Annotated in this window: 11 protein-coding genes; 4 read left to right on the top strand and 7 right to left on the bottom strand. The window is 66.7% G+C overall.

The window, feature by feature from the left end; genetic code table 11:
• Nucleotides 1–64 precede the first annotated feature (64 nt).
• The gene (gene cysQ / locus ACM26W_RS14210; protein ID WP_416137625.1) at nt 65–844 is read left to right on the top strand and encodes a 3'(2'),5'-bisphosphate nucleotidase CysQ; all 780 of its coding nucleotides are present in this window, start codon (nt 65–67) and stop codon (nt 842–844) included.
• 326 nt (nt 845–1,170) lie between these two features.
• Here the strand turns inward: cysQ and ACM26W_RS14205 are convergent, their stop codons facing one another.
• The 7 genes from ACM26W_RS14205 to ACM26W_RS14175 form a co-directional block, all read right to left on the bottom strand.
• Entirely contained in the window at nt 1,171–2,478 is a 1,308-nt protein-coding gene (locus tag ACM26W_RS14205; RefSeq protein WP_416137624.1) for an aminotransferase class I/II-fold pyridoxal phosphate-dependent enzyme, read from the bottom strand.
• Nucleotides 2,475–9,986 (bottom strand): SDR family NAD(P)-dependent oxidoreductase, encoded by a 7,512-nt coding sequence (locus ACM26W_RS14200; RefSeq protein WP_416137623.1) that lies wholly within the window; start codon nt 9,984–9,986, stop codon nt 2,475–2,477. The genes ACM26W_RS14205 and ACM26W_RS14200 overlap by 4 nt, the downstream gene beginning before the upstream one ends.
• On the bottom strand, nt 9,983–11,686 hold the full coding sequence (locus ACM26W_RS14195; RefSeq protein ID WP_416137622.1) for an LTA synthase family protein: 1,704 nt from the start codon (nt 11,684–11,686) through the stop codon (nt 9,983–9,985). The genes ACM26W_RS14200 and ACM26W_RS14195 overlap by 4 nt, the downstream gene beginning before the upstream one ends.
• On the bottom strand, nt 11,683–12,522 hold the full coding sequence (locus ACM26W_RS14190; protein WP_416137621.1) for an SDR family NAD(P)-dependent oxidoreductase: 840 nt from the start codon (nt 12,520–12,522) through the stop codon (nt 11,683–11,685). The genes ACM26W_RS14195 and ACM26W_RS14190 overlap by 4 nt, the downstream gene beginning before the upstream one ends.
• Complete coding sequence (locus ACM26W_RS14185; protein ID WP_416137620.1) at nt 12,519–13,757, bottom strand: capsule biosynthesis protein; 1,239 nt, start codon at nt 13,755–13,757, stop codon at nt 12,519–12,521. Before ACM26W_RS14185 ends, ACM26W_RS14190 begins: the two co-directional genes overlap by 4 nt.
• Before the next feature lies 1 nt (nt 13,758).
• The gene (locus tag ACM26W_RS14180) at nt 13,759–15,783 is read right to left on the bottom strand and encodes a capsular polysaccharide biosynthesis protein (RefSeq protein WP_416137619.1); all 2,025 of its coding nucleotides are present in this window, start codon (nt 15,781–15,783) and stop codon (nt 13,759–13,761) included.
• Between the two features lie 205 nt (nt 15,784–15,988).
• A complete protein-coding gene (locus ACM26W_RS14175; protein WP_416137618.1) occupies nt 15,989–17,107 on the bottom strand; it encodes a DcaP family trimeric outer membrane transporter in 1,119 nt (372 codons plus the stop codon).
• Nucleotides 17,108–17,465: 358 nt separating this feature from the next.
• Here ACM26W_RS14175 and ACM26W_RS14170 point away from each other — a divergent pair, with 358 nt between their 5' ends.
• From ACM26W_RS14170 to ACM26W_RS14160, 3 genes are all read left to right on the top strand, one after another.
• Nucleotides 17,466–18,197 carry a helix-turn-helix domain-containing protein gene (locus ACM26W_RS14170; protein ID WP_416137617.1) on the top strand — a complete coding sequence of 244 codons (732 nt, stop codon included), beginning with the start codon at nt 17,466–17,468 and terminating at the stop codon, nt 18,195–18,197.
• 182 nt (nt 18,198–18,379) lie between these two features.
• Nucleotides 18,380–19,321 (top strand): IS1595 family transposase, encoded by a 942-nt coding sequence (locus ACM26W_RS14165; RefSeq protein WP_416137616.1) that lies wholly within the window; start codon nt 18,380–18,382, stop codon nt 19,319–19,321.
• 73 nt (nt 19,322–19,394) lie between these two features.
• Nucleotides 19,395–21,368 (top strand): diguanylate cyclase domain-containing protein, encoded by a 1,974-nt coding sequence (locus ACM26W_RS14160; RefSeq protein ID WP_416137615.1) that lies wholly within the window; start codon nt 19,395–19,397, stop codon nt 21,366–21,368.
• Nucleotides 21,369–21,396: the final 28 nt, after the last annotated feature.

Genomic DNA, 21,396 nt, shown 5'->3' with positions numbered 1-21,396 from the left:
GCTTCCAGCTTCCAGCTTCCAGCTTCCGGCTTCCAGCTTTAACACTTGGAAAGGAACTCATGAGATGGATCTAGCATCACTCCTGGATAGAACCCACACCATCGCCAAACAAGCCGGCGAAGCCATCATGGCCGTTTACGCACGCGGCTTCTCCGTAGAGGAGAAAGACGACAAGAGCCCGCTTACCGAAGCGGACAAAGACGCCCATAATGTGATCGTGGCGGGCCTTGCGGCACTGCCGGAGGACATTCCGGTGCTCTCCGAGGAGGATGCCGAGGGGTTTGCCGGAGTGGATGCCAACGGCCGCTACTGGCTGGTTGACCCGCTGGATGGCACCAAGGAGTTCATCAAGCGCAATGGCGAATTCACTGTCAATATCGCGCTGATCGAGAACGGCAGGCCGGTGCTGGGCGTTGTCGTGGCCCCGGCGCTGGAGGTGTCCTACCTGGCCGCCGAGGGCGTGGGTGCCTTCAAGGTCTTGTGGGGTAACGAGACGGATGCTGAGCGTCAGCCGATTCGCGTGGCTGGCAAGCCCGCCGACGGTACCCCGTGGAGGGTGGTGGGCAGCCGCTCTCACCCCAGCCCGGACCTCGCCGAGTGGCTGGCAACGCTCGGCCAGCACGACATGGTGCCCATGGGCAGCTCGCTGAAGCTGTGCCTGGTAGCGGAAGGTGCCGCCGATGTGTATCCCCGCCTCGGCCCCACCTGCCTGTGGGATACCGGCGCCGCCCAGGCGGTGGTGGAGCAGGCCGGCGGGCGTGTGGAAACCCTGGCAGGGCAGCCGCTCTCCTATGCGAATCCCTTAGAGAAGCTCAACCCTTACTTCGTGGTCTGGGGGCGGTGAGGGTCAGACCCTTAAGGAAATTTAATGGGGTGGCTCTGCTGCATGAATAGTGCACGACAAGCCCAACGCAGGCGGTGGGCCGCGGCCCAAATGATCGCTTAGATCGGTGTCCACCAATGCTGGGTAAGATCAAGGCTGGGCTACTGGGAAGCCTGGAATGACCGGCATATTGAATCCCTCCGCCGCGGCGAGCCGCTGCGGATGCAGCTGGTCATGCTGGCCGAGCGACGTTTCGAGGCGCCGATGGAGATTCGGGTAGAATCGACCGCCATTGAAAGGGCCGTGGCATCGGTGCTGCCATAACCGGATTGATCCGGCGATGTCCCCTACAGACAGTCGGAAAGCGCTTCCAGCGTTTTGTCGACCTGCTCCCGGGTGTGCTCGCAGGAGAGGAAGAAGCGCAGCCGGGCGCTCTTCTCCGGCACGGCGGGATGCAGGATCGGCTGGACGTTGATGCCACGCTCGAACAGCTCATGGGAGAGCCGGGCGGCGAGCGGCGAGCTGCCGACGATGATCGGCACCACGGCGGCGCCGAGGCTGTGGCCGGTATCGAAGCCGCGGGCCCTGGCCTGTTCGAGGAAGTAGCGCGAGATATCGTGCAGCTGTTCTACTCGCTCGGGTTCCTGCTGCATCAGTTGCAGGGCGGCAAGCGAAGGGGCGGCGACCTGGGCGGGGAGCCCCACGCTGTAGAGAAACCCCGGGGCGAGGTAGCGCAGGGTTTCCACCATCTCTCGGCAGCCGGCGATGTACCCACCGCAGCCGGCCAGCGCCTTGCTCAGGGTGCCCATCCAGATGTCGACGTCGCCGGGCGGCACGTCGAAGTGCTCGCGCAGGCCCAGGCCTCGCCTGCCCAGCACGCCGAAGGAGTGGGCTTCGTCGACCATCAGCCAGGCCTGGTGGCGGCGCTTGATATCGATGAAACGGGGCAGGTCGGGCACGTCGCCATCCATGCTGTAGAGCCCTTCGATCACTATCAGCACGCGTTCGAACTGGCCGCGGTGTCGGGTCAGCAGCGCGTCCAGGGCCTCGGCGTCGTTGTGGGCAAAGGGAATGCGTTTGGCCCCGGAGAGCTGGGCACCCACCAGTGAGCTGTTGTGGATGTAGGCGTCGTGGAGAATGAGATCCTTGGGCCCCATCAGGTAGCCGAGGGTCGAGACGTTGGTGGCGTGGCCGCTGACGAAGGCCACGGCGTCTTCCACCTCATAGGCCGTGGCGATGGCGCGCTCCAGCTCGGCGTGGATGGGGCGCTCGCCGGAGACGACCCGGCTGGCCGAGACGGAGGTGCCGTAGCGGTCGACGGCATCGCAGGCGGCCTGGCCGACCCGTGGGTCACCGGAGAGGCCCAAATAGTTGTAGCTGGCGAAATTCAGGCACTCGCGGCCGTCGATGCGTGATGTGGCGCCGGCGATGCCCTCGTGCACCTTGAAGAAGGGGTCCGTCAGGCCGAGCCGACGGGCCCCTTCGCGCATCATGGCGATCTGCTGGGAGCCCGGGTGGGTATCGAAGCGGGTAAAGCGCTCCGGCACCTGGGATGCGCCCGGGGCCCGAGGTGTCCCGACCGAGGCGGCCGGGGCCTGGCGGGGGCGATGGCGCGCCTTGGCCAGCAGTTGCGCCTTCAAATCGTCTCGACTCATGAGAGCGGCTCCTTGCTGGCGGCCGCCACCTCGCCAGCTTCCTCGAGGTCCGTGGCGCCGTGGCGGGCGGCCAGGGACGCCATTTCGGCGTCGTCATCTTCGGCGTCGCCGCTGGCCTGGCCGAGCTTGCTGAGCAGCACGCCGGCCAGCTTGTCGAGGGTGGAGGCTTCGCTGAGCACCATCACCGGCACCTGGACGCCCAGACGCGCTTCGATGGCGGTCATCAGTTCCACGCCCATCAGCGAGTCGAAGCCCATCTCATAGACCGAGCGGTTGACGTCGATCTTCGCCTCGTCGATGAGCAGGATGGCGGCAAGCTCGGCGCGCAGCAGCTCAGTGATGGTGGTGCGCTGCTCCTCGGGGGAGAGCCCGGCCAGCAGCGCGGCGATATCGTCGCCGTCGTCATGGCTGCGGCCATCATCCTCGGCCTGGCGCGCGATCTCGTTGAAGCGTGGCGCCTCGGCGGTGGGCAGGAAGCGCGCCAGCGCCCCCCACTCCAGCTCCAGCACGCCGAGGTTGGGGCCGCCCCGTTGATCGCCGGAGTGGATCAGCAGCTGTTCCAGCACTCTCAGGGCATCGTCGGAGTGCAGCGCCGAACCGCCCAGACGCTCCTGCAGGGCGTCGCGGGTGCGGGTATTGCGGGCCAGAAAGCCGACGTCGTCGATGGCGCCCCAGCGCAGGCAGCTGGCCGGCAGGCCCCGGGCGCGGCGGCTGGCGGCCAGCGCCTCTAGCCAGTGGTTGGCCGCCACATAGCTGGCCTGGCCGGGGTTGCCGAACAGGGTGGTCGCCGAGGAGTAGAGCACGAAGAAATCCAGGGCGTCTGCGCGGGTCAATTCGTCCAGGTGGCGGGCGCCGTCGATCTTGGGTGCCAGCACGCGAGCGATGCGCTCGGCGTCCAGGTTGCGGATCAGGCCGTCGTCGATCACCGTGGCGGCGTGAATCACGCCGCGCAGCGGCCCGAATCGTTCGCGGCTGTGGGCGAGCAGCTCGGCCAGGGCGCCGGGGTCGGTGATATCACAGGCGGCGGCAATGACCTGCACTCCCTCGGCCTCGAGCGCGGCCACGCCGGCCTGGGCCTCGTCGCTTGCTGCGCCGCTGCGGCCCACCAGGATGAGTCGGCGGGCGCCGCGGCTGGCCAGCCACCTGGCGGTCCTGAGGCCGAACCCGCCCAGGCCGCCGGTAATCAGATAGCTGGCCGCTTCCGGCAGCGTCATGGCATCGCGGCTGAGCGCCCGGTGTGGGACCGCCTGCTGCCCCCGATCCTGAAGGGCCTGATCATGGGTGACCACTACCTTGCCGATCTGGCGCGCCTGCTGCATGTAGCGGAAGGCTTCCACCACCTGCTGGCTGGAGAAGGCCGTGTAGGGCAGGGCGGTGAAGGTGCCGTCGGCGAACAGCGCCATCATCTCGCCGAACAGTTCACCGGTGAGCTCGGGCAGCTCCTTCATCAGCTGGTCGGAGTCGATGCCGAAATAGCTGAGGTTGTTGCGGAACGGGCGCAGGCCGATATGGGTGTTCTCGTAGAAGTCGCGCTTGCCCAGTTCCAGGAAGCGGCCGAAGGGCCGCAGGGCCCGCAGGTTCTGGTTGATCGCCTCGCCCGCCAGGGAGTTGAGCACCACGTCCACGCCGCGGCCGTCGGTGGCGTCGAGGATCTCCTCGGCGAAGGTCAGCGAGCGGGAGTCGTAGAGGTGTTCGACGCCAAGCAGCCGCAGGAAGTCGCGTTTCTCGGGGCTGCCTACGGTGGCATGGATCTCGGCGCCCAGCCACTGCGCGACCTGGATGGTGGCGATACCCACGCCACCGGCGGCGCCGTGAACCAGCACCTTCTCGCCCGGGGCCAGACGCGCCAGGTGTTTTAGCGCGTAGTAGACCGTGAAGAAGGTGGTGGGGATGGTGGCGGCCGCGGCGAAGCTGAGCTCACCGGGGATCGGCGCTACGGCCTGGCGGCTGGCGATCAGCCGGTCGCTGAAGCTGGCCGGACCGAAGCCCACCACCGCCTCGCCCACGGCGAGGTCGCGAACGCCGTCGCCCACCGCTTCGACCACGCCGGCGAACTCGAGCCCCAGGGTGGGGCCGGCGAAGCCGTTCTCGATCGCCTCGTCGGAGAGCAGGCCCAGGGTGTACATGACGTCGCGGAAGTTGAGGCCGGTGGCCTTGACGCGAACCTCCACCTCGCCAGGCCCGGGCGCAGGCAGCGGCAGCGGTGTCCAGGTCAGGTTGCGCAGCTGGCCGGGCAGCTCGAAGCCGAGTGTCATGGCCTGGCGCTCGTCCCGAGCGGCCTCTGCCTGAGGCCCAGGTGTGGGGAGCGTGCGCAGCCGGGTGGCGAAGCGCTGGCCCTGGGCATCGAGCACGACTTCGCTCTCGGCGTCGGGGGTGCTGAGCTCCTCGGCCAGGGCCTCGATCACCGCCTCGTCGAGCTCACCCTCGGGCAGGTCGAGCAGGCGCACCGGGTAGCCGGTGGACTCGTTGGCCAGCGAGCGGCCGAAGCCCCAGAGGGCGGCGTCCAGAGTAGGTGACTCGTCATTCCTCACCACTCTCCACTCACCATTCACCCACATTCCGGCGACACCACGGGTAACCAGCCACAGGCTGGCGTCACTGCCCAGCGGTTCCAGCGTGCGGGCCAGTTCCATGGCCTGAGCGCAGCGGTAATGATTCTGGCGCAGGTCAACGACAATCGGGGACAGACCCTCATTTCCCTCAATTTCGCTGGCTATCGTGACTCGCTGCCCGCGGGTAGCCAGCGCGCTTGCCAGGCCATCGGCCAGGGCGCGAGTGGCGTCGTCGGCGAGCAGGGTAATAGGGGACAGACCCTCATTCTGCTGCGGCGAAATGGGGGTCTGTCCCCAATGGGCATGCATCAGGTAGAGGCCGCGGTCGTCCCCTTCCAGCGGCAGCAGGCCAATGTCGGTGGCGCCGAGGGCTTCTAGCTCATGTTTGACGTCGTCGGAGTCCATGGCCAGCAGGTGGGTGCCATCGTCGCTGAGGCCCGGGGTGGCCAGCAGGCTGTCGAGCCAGCCGCTGGGGTGAATACCGACCAGCAGTAGCTGGGCCTCCGGGGCGAGCCGCTCGGGCAGCGCCTGGAGCAGGCGGCGGGTGCGCTCGCGGTGGCTGACCTCGATGGTGACCAGTGCCAGTTGGGCGGGAGGCAGCGTGGCGCTGCCTTCCCCCAGCGCTTCGATGTCGATCAGTGGGAAGCGCTCCTGCAGCTGTTCGGCCTGGTGCCGGGCGGTCTCGCCCACGGTGAGCAGGCCGAGGTCGCAGCGATCGGCGTTGAGCTGGTCGCAGAGGCGCTCGGAGAGCGCCGGGGCGGCCGGCCCCGCCTCGAGTAGCCGCAGGCGTCGGCCGGCCGGTAGGGCCTCGACGACCCGGGGCAGGGCGTCACGCAGCACCTCGGCGATGGCCTGCCAGCCGGCGGCGCCGGGCAGCTGGCGGCACAGGGCGGCCAGGGCGTCGGCGTCCAGGCCCAGGGTCTCGGCGTTCTCACGGCCATCGAGCAGCGCCGGGAGGTGCAGGCCGAAGCGGCCCAGGCGCTGAACGGCGGCGAAGTGGTCGGGGTAGTCGCGCACCAGCAGCTGCCAGATGGTTGCGGCGGGAATCTCATCGTCCGGAGCGCTGAACCGCCAGCCCTGGTCGCCCTGCTCGAGGCGACCGGCGCCCTGGAGCTGATGCAGCAGTTGGTCGAGGAGGCGCCGGGTGTCGAGGTGCTGGCGGGTCAGCTCGCGATAGAGAGCGTGGCTCAGCAGCGGTCCGCCGGCGAGATGCTGCACGGTCTCGGTCGCGAAGGCGTCGGCCAGGCTGTCGAGCAGGGGGTCGACCTCGTCGGCAAAGCGCCCGCCGGTGTGGCGTCGATAGGCGTCGGTCAGGTGCGCCACGGCGGCGTGCAAGGGTGTCAGGTCCAGGCCGTTGGCGTCGCCGCGGAGCGGTGCCGGGGTGAGCTGCACGTCGAGGTAGCTGAAGCGCTGATGGTGATGGCGCTTGAGGCGTATGGCGCGGAACCGGGTCTCACTGAGCACCGCCACGGCGCGCCCCTGAGCGTCGAAGAGCTCGAAGTCCGCGGTAAAGGAGTGGGGCGCGCGTTTCAGCACCCTGGCGTGGGCCAGCGTTGGTACGCCGCCGTCGGCGAGGAACTGCAGGCGACCGACCCGTACCGGTACGAAGGCCAGCCCGGCGTCTTCCTGGCCGCGGACGGCGGCTTCGCGGGCCAGCAGCGGAATAAACAGCTGGAAGGTGCTGTCGAGGATGCCGGGGTGCAGGTGGAGGGTGGCCTGCGTCTTCACGATGGCGTCGGGCAGGGTGATCTCGCCGATCACGCTATCTTCCTCGACCCAGGTGCGGGCGATTGCCTGGAAGGCGGGGCCGTAGTGCAGGCCCAGGCGCTCGGCCAGGGCCAGGTGCCCGGCCAGTTCGATATCCGGGGCGCGCGTCGGCAGGATGGGAGCCGCGCGGCGCAGCAGGAAGCCGCGGCTCTGCTGCATGACGCGGGCCACCGCATTGAGCTGCCACTCGCCTTCGGCCAGCGGTTCGCGGGAGCGGATCTCGATGCGGCCATCCTCGGGGGCGAGGTGCAGTCGCATGCGGCGGCCGTGCTGGCCATCCAGCAGCAGCGGGGCGCGAATCTCCAGTTCTTCGATATCGATGACCTGGGCGTCACGGGCATGGCGACCGGCGGCCAGGGCCAGCTCGATGAAGCCGGCACCGGGAAATACCGCCGCTTCACCGACCACGTGATCGGCGAGCCAGGGCAGGCGATGGGTGTCGAGCTGGCTTTCCCAGGTGTCGGGCTGCTGGGCCAGGCGATAGCCCAGCAGCGGGTGTTCATAGTAGCGGTTGAGCAGGCCCTGGCCACCAGGGGTGCCCTTGATCCAGAAGCGTTCGCGCTGCCAGGGGTAGCGGGGCAGTTCGACGCGCCGGCCAACCACCGGAAAGTGGCGGCTCAGGTCGCACGACGCGCCGCTGATCAGCACCTGACTGACGGTCTGATTCAGGCAGGCTTCGGCGGGTTGCTCGCGTTCCAGGGTCCCGAATACCATGCCGGGGCGCTCGCGGTCGCGCAGGGCGTCGTTCAGGTAGCGGCGCAGGATCGGGTGGGCACCGATCTCGATGAAGACGTTGCTGCCCTGGTCGATCAGCGTCTTGATGGCGGCGTCGAAACGCACCGGCTGGCGGATGTTGTGCCACCAGTACTCCGCGCCCAGATCGCTTGCGGGCAGGGTGCCCCCGGTCACGGTGGAGACGTAGGGCATCGTCGCCTGCTGCGGCGAGATGTCGGCCAGGGCCTCGATGACACCCATTTGAATGGCGTCCATGGCCGGGCTATGGAAGGCGTAGTCCAGCGGCAGCCGCTTGGCGAAGATGCTCCGTGTCTTGAGGTCGGCCTCCAGGCGCCCCAGCGCCTCGGGGTCACCGGCCAGGGTGACGCCCTTCGAGCTGTTGGTGCCGGCCAGGTGGATGCCCGGGTAGTCCCCCGAGTCGAGCAGCGCTCGGATGTCGTCTTCGCCCAGTGCCACGGCGCTCATCTCGCCCTGGCCGCGGGTCTTGCCCTGAAAGTGGCTGCGGAAGTAGATGACCTTGACGGCATCGTCCAGGCTCAGGGCGCCGCAGGCCCAGGCGGCGGCGACTTCGCCGACGCTGTGGCCGGTCACGGCAGCGGGCTCGATGCCGTGATGACGCAGCAGCTGGGTGAGGCCCACCTGGACGGCGAACAGCGCCGGCTGGGCGATCTCGGTCAGGATCAGGCGGCTGGCACCGTCGGCCAGCACGCCGTTGCGGCCTTCCAGTTCGGCGCGCAGCGAGAAGTTGCCGTAGTGCTGGAAGAGGGCATCGACCTCGTCCACGGCCGCGGCGAAAACCGGAGAGCTCTGCAGCAGCTCGGCACCCATGGTCTCCCATTGGCAGCCATTGCCGGCATAGATGAAGGCCGGGGCGCTGGCACCCACCAGGCGCTCGCCGCGCACCGTGGAAGGACCTGGCTCGGCTTCCGGATCGGCCAGGGCCTTGAGCTGGGCGATGGCGTCCTCACGGCCGTCGACCATCAGCAGGGCGCCGCTCCCGTGGTGCTCGCGGTGGTGGCGCAGCGTGTAGGCGATATCGTAGAGGGCGTCGTCGCTCACCTTCAGCCACTCGGCCAGGCGCCCGGCCGTGGCTCGTAGCGCCGGTTCGCTGCGTGCGCTGAGCAGCAGCGGCAGCGGGCCATGGCCTTTCGCCTCGGCGGCAACAACGGCGCCCTGCGGCTCCGGTGGGCTTTCCAGGATCACGTGGGCATTGGCCCCGCCAAAGCCGAAGGAGTTGACGCCGATGATCAGCCTGCCCTCGGCCTTGAGCGGCCGGGACTTGGTGACCACCTCGAGGTTCCACTCGTTGAACTTGATGCGCGGGTTGAGCGTGCGGATGCCGATAGTGGCGGGCACTTCGCGATGACGCAGGCTGTAGAGCGCCTTGGCAAGGCCGACGGCGCCCGAGGCTGTCTCCAGGTGGCCCACGTTGCTCTTCACCGAGCCGATGGGCAGCGGTGTGGCGCGATGCTTTGCCAGTGCTTCGCCAATGGCACGGGTCTCGATGGGGTCACCCACCGCGGTGCCGGTGCCGTGGGCCTCCAGGTAGTCGATCTCGTCCGGTGAGATGCCGGCGCGTTCATAGGTCTCGCGCATCAGCGCCACCTGGGCGCTGGCGTTGGGCACGGTCAGGCCTGACTTGTGGCCGTCGGTGTTGACGGCGGAGCCGGCCACGACGGCGAGGATGCGATCGCCGTCGGCCACGGCGCGATCGTAGTCCTTGAGCAGGAACAGGCCGGCGCCCTCAGAGCGCACATAGCCGTCGCCGGCCTCGTCGAAGACTCGGCAGCAGCCGTTGGCCGAGAGCATGCTGGCCTTGGTGAAGATGATGAAGCCGTAGGGGTGCAGGTGCAGGCTGATGCCGCCGGTCAGCGCCATGTCGGTCTCGCCGCTGCGAATCGCCTGGCAGGCCTGATGAAAGGCCACCAACGAGGACGAGCAGGCGGTATCCACCGACATGCTGGGGCCGCGCAGGTCGAACAGGTAGGAGATGCGGTTGGAGGCGATGCTCGAGGTGTTGCCGGTGGCCGAGGAGGGGCCGATGGACTCGAGGTCGTCGGCCTGGCGGTAGGCGTAGTCAATGCTGGCCACGCCCACGAAGACGCCACAGCGGCTGCCGCGCAGCGAAGCGGGCACGAGGCAGGCATCCTCCATGGCTTCCCAGGCCAGCTCCAGCAGCATGCGCTGCTGGGGATCCATGTGGCTGGCCTCGCGCGGTGAGATGCCAAAGAAGGCTGCGTCAAAGCCGCTGATGTCGCCGAGGCTACCTGCGGCGAAGGTCACGCTGGTGCCGGGATGCTGGCGCTCGGGGTGCTGGTAGGCCTCTTGGCTCCAGCGGTCCTCGGCGACGCGTGTCACCAGATCCTTTTCGGCTTGCAGGTCCTGCCAGAACGTTTCAGGTGTCGTACCAGGGAAACGGTGGGCGGCGCCGATGATGGCAACGCGTTTACTCATTCTTGCTCCTGATGGCTCTGGGTCTGCCCTACCGCATCATTGTTTTGGGGAACGTTGTTTTGGGGAACGTCGTCGAGCCCCTTGTGACGGCCGCTACCGTCTCCGTCGCCACCAACCGTGGCGTCATGGGGCGGTTCATGGCGGCTGGCATCCTGCAGCAGCGCCTCAAATATCGCCATGCCCAGCTCGCTCACGTCGAGTGGCTCGGCGGACTCCTGAGCGTTCGCCGTCGTCTGGTGCCGGCTTGACCACAGAGCGTAACAGGTATCGCCGCTGGGCTCTCCCAGCCGGCGATAGGCTCCGCTCATAATCGGCACATGGTCGCCGTACCAGCACAGCATACCGTGGCGTGAGCCGGGCTCGGTGGGCGTCAGTTTCGCCCGAATCCGGCCGAGCATGGCGTCGGCGTTGCACAGGTGGCGCAGGTAGATCCTCAAATCGGCGATCTCCTCCGCCTTCAGCCGCTTGGCTGCTACCCCGGGAAGCCGCGGTGCGTCGTCGGGCAGCGGTCGCTCCAGGTGCAGCGGGCCGTGATTCTCCATGGTGATGGCGAATACGAATAGCGGCCTATTATCGCTATCATCCAGCAGGGTGCCAACCTTCTTGGCCACTGCCCGGTCGCCAACGTACTGGCCGTCACGGTCGGCGGCATCGAAATGGCGAATGTCGAGGAAATCATCGAAGCCCAGCCGGGGGATCACCTTGTGGCGCAGATAGAAACTGGCCGGGTAGGGGTGTACGCACACCGTGCGGTAGCCCAGCTCGCGCAGGCGGCTGGGCAGGGTCGCGATCGGGCTTCGGGTGAACTGCCGATAGGGGGTGAAGCGGTGGATACCCAGCGCCTCGGGGGGCAGGCCGGTCAGGAAGGCCGCCTCGGTGCGCACGGTGTTGGCGCCCCAGGCGGGGACACGGAGTGGGCCCTGGCGAAGGGCGCTTTGCTTCAGGGCATCGAAGTGGGAAAGCAGGTCATCGGGCACCAGCTCACTCCACTCACGCGGGTCGAAGAAAGACTCGCTTTGCACCACCACCAGGTGGGGTAGGCCAAGAGGTGCTGTATCTGGCGAGGGTGACACCGCGGCGAACGGGGTCTTCAAGGCGTCAGCCGGCAAGGGCTTGAGTGCCAGCCGGCCGTAGCTCCACAGACTGGCAAACAGGCCAAGGCGATGCAGGTCGTCGTGGGGCTCCAAGTGGCACGCCGGCAGATATTTCAGCCCCGGCAGCAGCAGGGCCGCCGACATCAGCAGCAGGAAGCCGACTGGTACCAGTAGCGCCGCCGGGCCATGCCGGCTGAGCAGCGAGGGCTCCAGCCACAGGAAGGCGGCGATGGCCATGGCGCCGGCGGTGGTGGCGGCCACCGCCAGCCGGATGCCGAAGAAGGGCACGTAGAGCCGGGGGTGCTTGACGGCGTCCAGGAAGTACTCGAAGTCCTGGCAGATGAACGGCTCCTTGAGGGTTGCCGACTTGGTGTTGCTCGACTGCACCACCACAAGCTGCAGCGAGGCGATGAACACTACCGCGAACCAGGGCCGCTGCAGCACCAGCAGGAAGAGCGCGAACAGCAGAAGTCCGCTACCCAGGTGGACCGCCAGCGTTGCCGGCAGGCGGCGCCAGAAGGGGGCTACGATGGGACGCAGCAGGGCTTCGATGGCGAAGGTCAGCGCCAGACTGGTCAGCAGCGGAACGGCGAGGGCGATGCTCATGGGCGGCTGCCGTAGCCCATGAGACGAAGCAGGCGCTGGGAAATACCCGCCGGCAGCACCGCCAGCCACCAGCAGCCGACATTGAGCGGGAAGGGGAAGCTGATGCGGGCGCGGTTGCGGGCGATGCCCGCCTGAATGACCTGGGCGGCTTTCTCGGGCGGCCACTCCCAAGGCTTGGGGCCTGGCATGGCCGCGCACATGGGCGAGCTGACATAGCCCGGCATGACCACGGTAACGCCGACGCCGTGGGGCGCCAGATGACCTCGCAGGCCTTCCCCGAACGCCTTGAGCCCTGCCTTGCTGGCGCTGTAGCTGGGCGTTGCCGGAAGGCCGTGCCAGGCGGCCAGGGAGCTCATCAGCACCAGCTGGCCGGAGCCGCGCCCAACCATGGGTGGGGTCAGGATATTGGCCATGGCCATGGGTACGCGCAAGTTGATCGCCAGCAGGTCGCTGACCTGCTCCCAGGGCTCCAGCTCGCCAGGGCCCGGCACATGTTGATTCTGCCCCGCGTTGGCGATGACGATATCCGGCAGGCAGCGGTTAGCCAGGGCCTCGAGCCATGCTTCCAGGCGAGCATCATCGGTCAGCGGCGCGTCATGGCACTCGACCTCGGCGCCGAGGGCACGACACTGCATGGCCAGCGCTTCCAGGGCCTCAAGGCGCCGGCCATGCAGCAGCAGCCGCGTCTTGGGAGCGGCATAGGCCACCGCCAGGGCGCCGCCAATGGCGCCGCTGGCGCCGGTGATCAGCACTGTGCGTTCGATCTGCCGGTTGCGCCCTGGGGGGTTGAGTTCGGGATGGTTGAGTTCGGGGTGGCTGGGTTCTGGCTGATTCACAGCAGCGCCTCCAGGGGTGATCGCTCGGCCGTCAGTACCCTGGCGGCGTTGTCCACCGCCAGTTCGATGCCGCGGCGACAGTAGAAGCCGCCATTGATCTGGGTGGCATGCATCACGGTGTCGTGGAAGCAGCGGAAGAGCTTGTCATCCGGTGGCGGCGGCTTGTGCCAGAACTCATCCAGGCTCTCCTGGTAGGTGAGCCCGGCCATGTTGTAGATAGGATCGCTCAGCGCCAGCGTGGGGCAGCGGTGCTCCAGCGAGACGATGCCCACGGTGCTGTTGACGGTGACGGTGCCGGCGGCGCGCTTGAGTAGCGTATTCAGGTTGCCGGACTCCAGATAGACGATACGCCCCTCCAGTCCGTAGAAGCGCTCCAGCTGGCGTATGATTCTGGCGTAGTTGACCAGCCCCATGTCCAGCGGATGGTTCTTGATGCACAGCAGAGCGTCTGCCGGGGCAAATTCGGCGAAGGAGCCCATGACGCGATCCACCACCTCCTGCATGTTGGCGTAGGGCGAGTGGTCGCGGATCTGGGCGTCGGTATTCAGCTGCAGCGGCAGCAAGAAGAAGGGGCGCTTGCCGGCGACCAGCGCCTGGATACGCTTCTCGTCGCGGGGTTTCCAGAAGCGCAGCTGGGTGAAGCGCTTGAGGTAGCCGGCGTACTCCACCGGGGCGGTGATCGGCGCATGATTGCGGTAGTGCGGAAAGGCCAGCGGGTTGGCGAGCCCGCCCAGATGGTAGAGCACATCGTGGGTGGCCCGTACGCGAAAGGCAGACTTGAAGCGATCGGGCGCGGGCAGCTCTGGCAGCCGTCGGCCGGTTTCCAGGAACCACTCCGGATCCCGCGGCAACAGGGAGTGGCCGTTGACCCCCTCGCGCTCCAGGGTGATCCAGAAGGGGCGAAAGTAGCCCTCTTCGAAGACATGGGTGCGAATGCCCTGGGCCGAGGCACCCTCGACGGCCGGTCGGTGTACGGGGCGGCGGTCGCCGAAGACGATCTGGTCGGTGATCGCGTAGCGTTCCCACAGCGAGGTAACGAAGGCGGAAAGTTCGTTCAAGGTGCCCCGAAAATGGTAGACCGAGCCGCTGTCGCGCCGCCAGTAGAGGGTGTCACCGCCGTTGAACTGGACCTTGACCACGCGATGACCCGCGGCAGCCAGGCGCTGGCCGAGCCGCGGATAGAAGGGAGAGCAGACCCCCTGCAGAAACAGAAACGAGCGTCCCTGGCGTGTCACGTCAGTGCCTTCCGATGAATGTATTGCGATAGCGACGATAGAGCCGGGTCTTCCACGTCAGGGCGCTGTGCCGTGAGCGCTGTTGCTCCAGCAGGGTCACGGCCGTTTCGGCATTGCACAGCTGGCCGCTCTGCGGGTCCACATAGGTGGGGTAGATCAGTAGCGTGGCGGCAACCAGGGCGTCCAGCGACAGGTGGCGGGTGCGCCGAGTGCAGGTCATGCGATCCTCGGTGAGGCCCCAGCCGGCATAGAAGGGCATGCCGTAGGTGGTCACTCGCTTGCCCCTGAGCAGTGCCTCGAAGCCGGTCAATGAGCTCATGGTGTGGACATCGTCCACGGCATCGAGCAGTTCCGTTATCTGAATATCGCCAACGTCAAGATCATACAGCTGTTCGGATGCCTCATCGAGTGCCCCCAGGCGTGCGCCGCTCACCACGTCTGGATGAGGCTTGAAGAGCAGCAGTGCTTCCGGGTGGCGGCCCCTCACGGCCTGAAGCAGGCCACGGTTGGTGCGGGTCTCGGGAGAGCCTCGGGCGATGGAGGCATCAGTTTCCACCTGGCCGGGGACCAGGATGCGGCGTCGCCCCAGGGGAAGCGTCGGCAGTTTTTTGCCAGACACGTTGTATTTCGAGAGCTTGAGATGCACCAACCGCTGGCGTAGTGCCGCGGCGCGAGCCAGAAGATCATCAGTGAATTCACCTTCTTCGAGGAACCGCTCCAGCTCACTGGGCGCCGTGGGGTCGTAGTAGATGCCGAGGTGGTCGATGACCAGCGACAGCGGGCGGGCCAGGTCAACACCGAGCCCCACCGAGCGAATGAAGCCATCTTCCATGCGGGCCAGTATCACCTGATGCTGTCGACAGCGCGTTTCCAGGTCGTCTTCCACGTGGCTGGCCCAGGCCAGCAGGCGTGAGCCGGTGGGCGCCGCATCGAGCGCGGTCTGGCTCTCTCGGTAATGGGTAAGCCTGGCGTTTGGCCCCAGGAAGTCGCCCATGAAGCCGCGCTTCCAGCCGGAGAATTCCACGGCGCTCCACTGGCCGGCCAGGCGGTCGCGCTGGCGCTTCTGGTCGGCAATCAGGGCAATGGTCTCTTCGAGGCTGGCAGGTTCACCGGTATAGGGGTTGCCGTAGCGGCAGTAGCGCAGATAGGCGGCGGCGAACAGTTCTTCCAGGCTGCGAGAGGCATGGCGGCGCGGGCAGCGCTGGCGGTCATCGGTCAGACCCCAGCCGGCATAGAAAGGCAGGCCGTGACAGGTCACGGCCTTGCCGGCGATCAGCGCCTCGAACCCCAGCTGGCTCGTGACCACATGCACGTGCTCGACGATATCGAGCAGCGCCCAGGGGTTGATGTCATCACCGATCAGTCGACAACGCGGGTGTTGCGCTGCTGCTTCCAGCAGATGCCCGCGCTTCTTGCCGGCGATGACGTCGGGGTGCACCTTGACCAGAATCTCTGCCTGCGGATGGGCGTCAAGCGCTTCCCGGAGCATATGCTGGAAGGTGTCGGCGCTGGCGCCACCGTAGCCGATCGAAGCGTCCCCCCAGGTCTGGTCGACCACCAGGACACGCTGAGGGCCGTCAGACAGCCCGTCGGGTAGCGCATCAGGCGCATGGTTGTACTTGGAGAGTCGATAGCGGCGCAGTTGTGCCATGCAGTGATGCGCCCGAGCGAGCTCTTCATCGGTAAAGCCGCCTTCGGTGATCAGCCGCTCGAGATCGGAAGGATGTGTGGCGTCGTAGTAGATGCCGAGCCTGTCAACGACCATGCTGTGGGGCTGAAAGCCCTGCACACCGAGCCCGAGAGAGCGCAGAAAGCCGTCTTCCAGCGCGAGATAAGGAAGGCCAGTTCGCCGGGCATGGCTGCGTGCCCTTGACGAGGTCGGTTTGAGGCCCCAGCCGATGACAGCATTCGCCCGGCGCGACAGGGGGCTGAGCCGCACGAAATGCGCGTACTCAGGCAGGACGGCGGCAAGAATCTTGAGCCGGGCAATGCCGCTTGAGGTGTAGCCTGCACTGAGACGGGGCATCGGGGGGTCCGTGGCATTCAGCAAGGTTCGGAAAAGTACGCGAAAGCGTCCTGGGGTTCAAATGCTGGGGTGTAGCCATGTGGACCCACAAAAAGCCCCGGCGCATGGCCGGGGCGAAGAGATCGATAGTCTGCTTGTACTGGGAACTGTGTCAGCCTGGGGCGGCGCTTCCCGCGCCGCCGGGCAGGCCTGGGTTGGCAGAGACTTAGAAGTTGTACATCACCATGCCCTGGACGCGCATGGCGTCGCCGTCGCGGCCGTCCTGCACTTCGCGAGTGTGGTAGCCCAGTTCCACGCCGTAGGTCACGTTGCGGATCGGCGACCAGATATAGTTCAGGTGCACGGCCTCAAACTGCTTATTCGAGTTGGCAGTAGCTGCGCCTGCGGTCTCGGCATCGTCGAGATCGGCGCGGGCGATACCATAGCCAAGCGTCATATTGCCGGGGCCTGCGGCCAAGGTAACGCCGACGGTGCCGCCGGTGGCTTCGATGGTCTCAAGGGAGCCGGTGGTCGGGTCGATATAGGCGGGTGCCGCTGGTGAGGCTTCCAGATAGGTGCCGATACCATCGCCGTGGGTAATGGAGCCGCGCAGTGTCACCCCTTCGGCAACCTTGGCACTGGCTTCCACGTTCAGGCCCCAGCCGGTGGTATTGTCTTTCAGTGTGGCGTCTACGTCATCATATTCCAGATAACGCATCACGGCAGAGGCTGCATAGTTGAAGTCGCCAGCGCCACCTTGATAGCGAAGAGTAAGGTCGGGGAGACGAGATTTGGATGCGTCGGAGGCAACGGAACCGCCGAGGTTCTCAGGATCCTCCAGTGCCACGGAGAAGCCATCGACGGTATAGCGCAGCTGGGCCTGACGGGCGGCGTTGCCCTGACCGGGTTGCGGGGTGAAGTCGATGGTGGGATTCATGCCCAGGAAGCCGCCGAAGTTGGTCCAGGTCTGGCCGGCCAGGAGGCCGTTCCACTCGCCGTAGCCGTGGCGCAGGCGGAAGGAGCCGCCGCCGCCGCCGTAGAAGTCGCCCTCGATCATGGTCTTCAGTTCGCTGCCGCCCGCCGGGGTGGCGGTGGTGAAGCCCAGACGGCTCTGAAAGGCATGCAGGTCGGCATGTCCATCTGAGCCTGGAGTTCCGTCGAGGTGAATAAGACTGCGGTTGACGGAATTGCCCAGCTTGTCGTCGACGTCATAGATCAAATCGAGTTTGGCGTAGCCGTAGATATTGGCGGTGGTGTCCCCGGCCTCGATGGTATACGCCTGGGCGGCGCCAGAAACGGCGAGAGCCAGGGCGGAGGCGGTGAAGATCGATGCGGTCTTTTTCATTGTCACTTGCTGGTCCTTGTTATGCTTTGTTGTGCTCATGGCGCCCCATGCAGGCGGGCGCTCTCTTTATAGGTTGTAGGTTGCTGTCTTACGCTTACGTCAGCTGCATCCAACCAAGGATGTAGGTGGCTCGATGCGAGAGGGTACGAAATTAGCCATCGCAAGCGTTGATGACAATGTTACGACAGCGGTCCTAGACAAAAGAATGAGGTGCTCGGTGGAACTTTCCGCGGGGCTGGCGGGTGAGGTAACGCCTCCGCGGCGATGAAGTGGAGGGAGTTATTTGCCAACCCCCGGCCGGCATGGTCTACCCTGACACAGGTCAATAACACCAGCTCAAGACGCCAAGGATGCGCGCATGACAATTGTCAGCCAGCCCTACAGGCGGCAGGGCGAGATGCACTGCGATGTCTGCTCGCTGCACTCGACCTGCCTGACGCGTGGCCTGTCCCAGGTCGCCCTGGAAGCCTTCGATGAGATCATCGTGCAGCCCCAGCCGCTCAAGCGCGGCCAGGAACTGGTCCGTCAGGGGCAGCCCTTCCGCAGCCTCTATCTGGTGCGCACCGGTAGCCTCAAGCAGGTGATGTGCCTGCCGGGTCGCCATGACGAGCAGGTGATCCACTTCTATCTGCCCAGCGAGACCGTGGGGCTCGAGGCGATCGGCGAGGCGTGCTGTCCCGCCTCGGTGGTGGCCCTGGAGACCACCTTCGTCTGCGAGCTGCCCTTCGAACAGCTCGAATCCCTGGCGGTAAGACACGACGCCCTGCGTGCGGAGCTGATGCGCTGCATGAGCCGCGAGCTACGCGGCGACCAGCGCCAGGTCTGCCTGCTGTCCGGGCGCACCGCCGAGCAGCGCCTGGCGGGCTTCCTGCTTGGCCTTTCCCAGCGCTTCCATGCACGCGGCTACTCCCGCTATCGCTTCCAGCTCACGATGTCCCGCTCGGATATCGGCAGCCACCTCGGGCTTGCCCTGGAGACGGTCAGCCGGGTGATGGGGCGCTTCCAGCGTCAGGGGCTGGTGAAGGTGGCGGGACGCGAGCTGGCCATTCGCTCACTGGAGGGCCTGGAGGCGCTGGGCGAGGAGGCCTGATCCAGAACTTGGTGCCACGAGCGCGTCAGGGTTGACGCCGCGTGATTGCGCCGGTGGGGTATGGCAGCGACGCTGAGGGCATGGCCTGATAACATTCTCTTACCTGATTACGCACTTTGTACAGCTACGCTGGCGGGGCCTGGACTATGCTGAAAGGTAAGGGTTTCTCAGGAGATACCGTCATGGCTCGCAATCCTATCCAGTTCCAGTCCGGTCTGTCATTGCCGGCATTTCTCGACCAGTACGGCACCGAAGCGCAGTGCCGTGCGGCCCTGTTTCAGCATCGCTGGCCCACGGGGTTTGTTTGCCCCGACTGCGGCAACACCACCGGCTGCCAACTCGCGCGCGGGGTGTACCAGTGCCATCACTGCCACCATCAGACCTCGCTGACTGCCGGGACCATCTTCCACGCCACGCACCTGCCGCTCACCACCTGGTTTCTGGCCATCTACCTGCTGACCCAACGCAAGAATGGCCTCTCGGCGCTGCAGCTGTCCCGCGAGCTCGGCGTCAGCTACAACACCGCCTGGAAGCTCAAGCACAAGCTGCTGCAGGTCATGCATGAGCGCAACCAGGGCGAGACGCTCACCGGACGCATCGAGATCGATGATGCCTACCTCGGCGGTGAACGGCCGGGAAAGCGCGGGCGCGGCGCTGAGCACAAGTTCCCGTTCGTCGCCGCGGTGCAGACCGATGAGGAGGGCCATCCCCAGCGCGTCCAGCTGCGTCGCGTAAGCGGCTTTACCCGCGCCGAGGTGAGGCGCTATGCCCAGGTCGCCATCGCGCCTGGCAGTCGGGTGGTCAGCGATGGCCTGGGGTGTTTCCGGGTCTTCGATACCCCGGCCTACACCCATGAGCGCTTCATCACTGGCGGTGGCCGTGCCAGTGCGCAGATCCCCGCCTTCAACTGGGTCAACACCGTGCTGGGCAACGTCAAGAACGCCATCACCGGCAGCTACCATGCCATCCGTGGACAACATGTGCCGCGCTATCTGGCTGAGTTCGAGTACCGCTTCAATCGGCGCTATGACCTCACGGCCATGATTCCGCGCTTTCTGACGGTGGCGGCCAGAACACCGCCGATGCCTTACCGGCTCCTGAAGCTGGCTGAGCCATATACGTAATCAGGTTCTCTTATTTGCTGGCTCGCTCTCTGATGACGGTTCTCTCTCCTGCCTTGCCTGCGCTGGAGGCCTTTTGGCCGGCTGGCTGAATCTGTCACTTCGGCTGCGCCTGCTGCTCGGCATCGGCCTCGGCTGGCTGGTGCTGGTGGCCGCGCTGCTGGGCTACAGCCACCTGAGCGGCGAAAATCTGACTCGCCAAGAGAACCTTGTCCACCTGGAGTACGAGGCCCAGCTGGTGGCGGATCAGCTCTCCCGGGAGCTTACCGAGCGCAAGCTTGTGCTGGCGCGGCTGGCGGACGACATCGCCATCGATGACCCCGGGCTCGAGTCGCTTCTTCGTCGCCAGCAGCCACTGTTGACCCTCTTCGACCGGCTGATGGTGTTTGATGCCGAGGGCCGCCCCGTGGCGGATTGGCCGCCATTCCCTGAGGGTGGCCCCGAGATAGGCTACCGCCCCTACTTTCAGCACGTACAGGCCTTTCGCCGCCCCCATGTCAGCGAGCCCTACCGCGGCGGCGAGACCGGTATCGACCAGGTGATGGTGATTCACCCGCTGCTCGGCGAGCGGGGTGAGTTCCTGGGCATCGTCGGCGGCAACACCAGCCTGCGTGACGGCCAGGCCTACCTGAACCTGCGGGGGCGGCGGCTGGGCGAGGCAGGGCACGTGATGCTGGCCACCGCCGATGGGCGGGTGATCAGCCACCCGAACGAGGCATGGCTGACCCAGACGCTGCCTGGGCCGGACACCCACCCGCAGATCGAGCAGGCGCTGCTGGGCTGGCAGGGCAGCGGTGAGGGGCCGACCCTGGATGGTGAACCGGCGCTGGCTGCCTTTCGCCAGGTGTGGCCGGCGGACTGGGTGGTGGCGGTTTACCTGCCGCTGGCCCAGGTTCAGGCTCCGGTTAACCGCTACGCCCGCGAGCTGCGCTGGGTGGGCACCGGCAGTGTGGCGCTGATGTTGCCGCTGCTCTGGTGGCTGCTGGGGCTGGGCCTGCGCCCGTTGCATCGCCTGGAGCGGCAGATCGGCCGGGTGGGACAGGGCCAGGCAGAGCGCCTGGAGCTCAACACCGGCATGGTCGAACTGCAGCAGGTCGCCGAGGCCTTCAACCGCGTGGAAGCGGGGCGCCGCGATGCCATGGAGTCCCTGGAGTCTCGCGAGGCCTTCCTGAAGGCGGTGCTGGCCTCCTCGCCGGTGGGCATGTTCCTCACCGATCCCCGCGGCCAGGTGAACTATCTCAATCCGTCGCTCACCCGGCTTTCCGGCATCGAGCTTGCGGACTACCGGCTGCTTGCCTGGCTGCGCCGCGTCCATCCGGAGGATCGCAGTACCTTCCTGGAGGGCTGGCGCCAGGCACTGATGCCGGGCAGCGCCCTGACCCAGCTCTATCGTTTTCGCAGCGCCGAAGGCGACTGGCGCTGGCTGGAGGTGCACGTCAGCCGGGTCAGCGGTGGCATCCGCGTGCTGGGCTATGTGGGGCTGGTGCAGGACATTACCGATCGCCACGAGCGTGAGCAGCGTCAGCGCTGGGAGGCGGAGCACGACCCCCTGACCCGCTGCCTCAACCGACGCGGTTTCTCCCGCCGCCTGGCGGCGGCCTGCGACCTGTCGCGGCGCAAGACTGACCATGCACTCGCGCTGGTGATGCTCGACCTGGACCACTTCAAGGTGGTCAACGACAGCGCCGGACACACGGTGGGCGACGAGCTGCTGCGGAGGGTGGCGGAGGTGCTGCATGACGCGGTGCGCGATGAGGACGCCGTGGCGCGCCTGGGCGGTGACGAGTTCGCCATCCTGCTCGCCGGGGCGTCTACCGAGGTGGCCCAGGAGGTCGCCGAGCGCGTTCGCCAGCGGCTGGCTACCATCGATTTCCGTCACGGTGGCCAGGTCTTCCGGGTCAGCGGCAGCCTGGGGGGAGCCATTTTTACCGAGGCTGACGACGACGCGAGCCTGATGGAGCGTGCGGACAGGGCCAGCTATGGAGCCAAGCAGAGCGGGCGAAATCGGGTGGTGATGGCGGATGCCTTCCTGCCGCTGGAGAACAGCTGAGTTGCCGCCCCGGCCGGTTCAGAACAGC

The sequence above is a fragment of the Halomonas sp. HK25 genome, from assembly GCF_047795635.1.
In the GTDB taxonomy this organism is placed as follows: domain Bacteria; phylum Pseudomonadota; class Gammaproteobacteria; order Pseudomonadales; family Halomonadaceae; genus Halomonas.
The sequence above is the reverse complement of the archived record's forward strand: the minus strand, read 5'-3'. Positions and strand labels throughout refer to the sequence as shown.

Bases quoted from the DNA above. Each gene is read 5' to 3' on its own strand.
- ACM26W_RS14205 (WP_416137624.1), bottom strand. From the start codon at position 2,478: ATGAGTCGAGACGATTTGAAGGCGCAACTGCTGGCCAAGGCGCGCCAT.
- ACM26W_RS14175 (WP_416137618.1), bottom strand. From the start codon at position 17,107: ATGAAAAAGACCGCATCGATCTTCACCGCCTCCGCCCTGGCTCTCGCC.
- ACM26W_RS14170 (WP_416137617.1), top strand. From the start codon at position 17,466: ATGACAATTGTCAGCCAGCCCTACAGGCGGCAGGGCGAGATGCACTGC.
- ACM26W_RS14165 (WP_416137616.1), top strand. From the start codon at position 18,380: ATGGCTCGCAATCCTATCCAGTTCCAGTCCGGTCTGTCATTGCCGGCA.
- ACM26W_RS14200 (WP_416137623.1), bottom strand. From the start codon at position 9,986: ATGAGTAAACGCGTTGCCATCATCGGCGCCGCCCACCGTTTCCCTGGT.
- cysQ (WP_416137625.1), top strand. From the start codon at position 65: ATGGATCTAGCATCACTCCTGGATAGAACCCACACCATCGCCAAACAA.
- ACM26W_RS14195 (WP_416137622.1), bottom strand. From the start codon at position 11,686: ATGAGCATCGCCCTCGCCGTTCCGCTGCTGACCAGTCTGGCGCTGACC.
- ACM26W_RS14180 (WP_416137619.1), bottom strand. From the start codon at position 15,783: ATGCCCCGTCTCAGTGCAGGCTACACCTCAAGCGGCATTGCCCGGCTC.